Annotated in this window: 4 protein-coding genes; all 4 read right to left on the reverse strand. The window is 42.3% G+C overall.

Translation table 11 applies throughout. The annotated features are described in order from the left end of the window. Positions 1-459: 459 nt before the first annotated feature. Positions 460-606 (reverse strand): hypothetical protein, encoded by a 147-nt coding sequence (locus F6K37_RS34345; protein ID WP_008190279.1) that lies wholly within the window; start codon positions 604-606, stop codon positions 460-462. 34 nt (positions 607-640) lie between these two features. Next, positions 641-901, reverse strand: coding sequence for a hypothetical protein (locus tag F6K37_RS34350; RefSeq protein WP_008190281.1), 261 nt, complete (start codon positions 899-901; stop codon positions 641-643). 391 nt (positions 902-1,292) lie between these two features. After that, complete coding sequence (locus F6K37_RS34355; protein WP_008190283.1) at positions 1,293-3,056, reverse strand: carotenoid oxygenase family protein; 1,764 nt, start codon at positions 3,054-3,056, stop codon at positions 1,293-1,295. A 288-nt stretch (positions 3,057-3,344) separates the two neighbouring features. Then, the gene (locus F6K37_RS34360; protein WP_161603207.1) at positions 3,345-3,500 is read right to left on the reverse strand and encodes a hypothetical protein; all 156 of its coding nucleotides are present in this window, start codon (positions 3,498-3,500) and stop codon (positions 3,345-3,347) included. Positions 3,501-3,811: the final 311 nt, after the last annotated feature.

Below are 3,811 nucleotides of genomic sequence, written 5' to 3' on the forward strand. Positions count from 1 at the left end.
TTGAGCCTTAACTGTTCCTGTTAAACCAGGATAGAGAAGTTTATTTTCTGAAAAAGGAAGTTCGTTGTTGTTCGTATCATCTTCCTTTGCCTTGATTTTTTTAGCTGACTGTAGAGCTTTATTTTGCAACTTTTGAGCCATAGACCCTGGAACACGCAGGTAAGCATTCAGCCGTCAGCCGTCAGCCGTCAGCCGTTCGCGAACGGCTTATTTTATTCAAAAGCACCGATTGCGCTACTTGAGGTGCTGCGCCAACAGTAGCATGGCCATAGGCCAAGGGCTTTTCCCCAGACTTTCAATTCTGTAAAATATCGAACTATTAAATTCTCCCAAATGAGATTTATTTGAAGCATTAGGCTGAGAGCTGAAAGCTGACAGCTGAATGCTGACGCTTAAATGTATATACACTTATTTAAATAAATAAAAAAGAGGGGCTTGTGATCAGGAGTCTGTTGCCAATTATGCGATGGAAACCGTTTCAGTCAAGCGCTCCAATAGATTGTGCCACGGACCGACACCCAGCTTCTCAATCACCTCTGTTTGAGCTTGTTCCCAGAGGGGAATAGCTTGGGTCAGGTTTTCCTGGCCTTTTGCCGTTAGTGCCACCAATCGTGTCCGCCGATCCTCTCCAGGAGTGATCTCAATCAGTCCCTGCTTTTCTAAGGGCCATTTTTAGACTAATGCTCTCTTTCGGAGGACCACTGATTCGTTTCGCTTCAGTAGTGTCTAGGTCAGATTTACCCTGTGCAGACAAATCCGCTCCTGCTGTCCGGGGCGTAAGCGATCGCGTCATCGTCTCGGGATTGTACTGGAAAAGAATCACACTAGCTAGGGGGTTAGCAGGGTCTAGAGCGACTATTGCTCCTCTCAACCAACGAGGGGAAAGGGGAGATGTAGCCATGAAATCCTTGTGGTTAATAAACTGCTGTTCTCAAGTCTGTTTGAATACTTATTATTGAGCTAACTCATCAATTGTTAATTGTTAATTGTTAATTGTCAATGGTCAAAGTCAATATAGCAAGGGAGCAGGGAGTAGGGAGTAGGGAGTAGGGAATAGGGAGCAGGATATGTAAGCATTCAGCATTCAGCCATCAGCCTTCCGTAACTCAGATTAAAGTTTCGCGTAGCGTGGCCATAGGCCAAAGCTTACCTGTTTTATTCAAAAGCATTTAAAGTAGCGTGGCACAGGCTTCGACGCTGGGACTTAACCCATAAGCTGATAGCTGATACGCGACGCGCTGATAGCTTACCTCCCGACTGCCGACTCCCTACTCCCTATTCCCTTTACTATATTACTTTCTCTTAAAAATATCCTTGCGTTGGTTGAATAAAAATTCCCAAGGAACTACCATTATACTCCGTAAATCGGATTCTAGTCTATTCACTTTGTAGGTACGTGGAGCAGGAGTCACCTCCTCAAAATAGTCTGAATGTAAGCTGAAGCCAAAAGTTACCTTGTCTGGGAGACGAATTTTAGCAATTGGTCCATTGCTGATATTATCAGCAGTAAATAGCCAAGCCTCCAAGCTATCTGGGGTCAACACAGTAGTTAAAAGATACCCTTGGTTTTGGGGAATGAATTGAATACTATTTAAAATACTTCCTACAGGATACACATAAAAATCAAGCAATCCCTTGCCTAAATCACACACATGGGTGTCAGGGTTTTGTTCCTGTTCTTGTTTGATCTGCTCAGTCAGTTCTTGCCAATTCGTGTCTAGAGGAATTTTAGCGAGAACTGAAGGTAAGTCCTGTTGAGGAAGTTGATCATCCCTTAGAACTCTGTTTTTACTATCCCGAAAACTAAGATATTGACGACGACAGATAAACTGTTGGTAATATCCAGCATAAACTTGATAGAGAGCAGAGTATCCCTTTTCCGCCAAGAATTCTCGTGGATCAGCAGTGAAGAGGGTTGTGGTAAACCATCCTGGATGGACAAAGGTTTCTTCACTAATCACTTGAGTATCTTGGATCACCACTTTGCGCAAAACGCCAGGATCGAAACCAAACATCCAAGGGATACCATAATAGTCTTTATCATACTTCTCACCACTAAAGTGTTTCACATCATCCGGTCGCAAGGCTTCAGTGAGGCTAATTGTTGCTTGCTGGATCCCAACTAAATGGATATTGCCATCGATATGATGATAGTTACATAAGAAGTGATAGCTATCCCCATCAAACGTGACTAAACGGGATGGAACAGTTTCCTGGTCTGGTTTGAGTTCATCACGATCAACGATATAAATCTGTGTTTTTGGATAAGCTTTCAGAGGCGGAATCTTGACTCCTAATAGCATTGCCAATCCCATTTGGAATGGCATATCTGGAATCATAATACATTTTTCAGTTACTATCGCTGAATGAGGACTCCCCTCCAGAACTGTTCCTTCTAATTCCCAGTGTTTTAAGGTTCCTTCCCCATCCCAGGTTGTAATATAAACAGCACTGATCATATCAGTGAATAAATCCCCTGGATTGGGTTTAGATTTTAACTCACAAGTAATCAGTTGTTTGGTTTTAGGGTCAACTAATGGGTGGGCTGTATTGGCTACCATTGGGAAGAATGATAGGGGAACAGAAACCACATGTTCGTCAAAATACCCGATTGGGGTTATAGTATCAAGGGTGACTGGATCGACTTCCCAATAACGTCCTGCATCCGCCGTCAATATCAGCCTGCCGTTCATATTGACAATGGCTGTGTTAGCAATTTCTGACACCCCTAACGGACTGATGACTGCGGGAAAAAATCCTTTTGATAAATTGTATATGGGGAGGATCTTATGCCAAACACTATCCCAGGTTTTTAGTCTTTTACTGTAAACCTTGATTTTGCCATTATCACTCTTGAGATCCCATTTAATAATTACCCCTTCACCGGCAAATAGATGACGCTCTTTCTCTCGGTGATAAGGAGCAACAATAAAAACATAACCGGATAAATTTTCTGGCCAACTCCCCTCAATTACTGGGGCATCAAACTCTCCCAGTGTTGAGCGGCTAAAGTTTTTGACATTGACCTTGGATGTAGAACTTGATTGGGCTACCATCTTTTTTTACTTAGTCAATAATTTTAGTAAGCCGTAAGCTTTCAGCAGTCAGCTATCACTCAGTTTTTTAGGTTGAGGGATTAACGGCTGGATGCTTAGGATTTTCATATCTTATTTTATTAAAGAGTAAACTAGTCTCTTAAGTGTAATAATCGGAATTTTCTTAATAAAAATTTATAAAAATAATTGGGGTAAGACCCATCAGTCGCGAAGGGTGTAATGGGTCTTACACTGAACACTAGTCTCGGTGTAACTGTCCGCCAAAACTAGTTTATAGCAGGGTTTAGACTAGGTTTTTTTCAAGGCAATGATGATACTGTATTGTCGGACAACTGCCAGAAAGTGGTCGAGAAAAGAGGTAATATCTTCCTCGGTTTTAGCTGATTTGTCCGACTTACTCCTAGATTTGTCATTGCGCCATACCTCTATAAATAGCCTGAGCAATTTCCTTACCCATATCTGTAGGATTGTGGGTTTTAGTTAAGTTTAAATTCACTGGTACAGTGGGAATCTTGGTACTATCTTGCCAATTTAGAGGTAGTCCCTTCACCTTAAGCAAACGGGATAATTATGCTTCCACCGCTGCTTGTAAGCGTACCCGTTCTAGTCGATTCAGGTCAATTCCTTCGTAAGCATTCAGCCGTCAGCTATCAGCTTTCAGCTGTCAGCTTTCAGCTTATCGGCTACGCGCATATGCTTACAAAATCTCGAACTATTAAATTCTCCCGTTTGAGGTTGATCTTAAGCTGACGGCT

Source organism: Moorena sp. SIO4E2 (genome assembly GCF_010671945.1).
Lineage (GTDB): Bacteria > Cyanobacteriota > Cyanobacteriia > Cyanobacteriales > Coleofasciculaceae > Moorena > Moorena producens.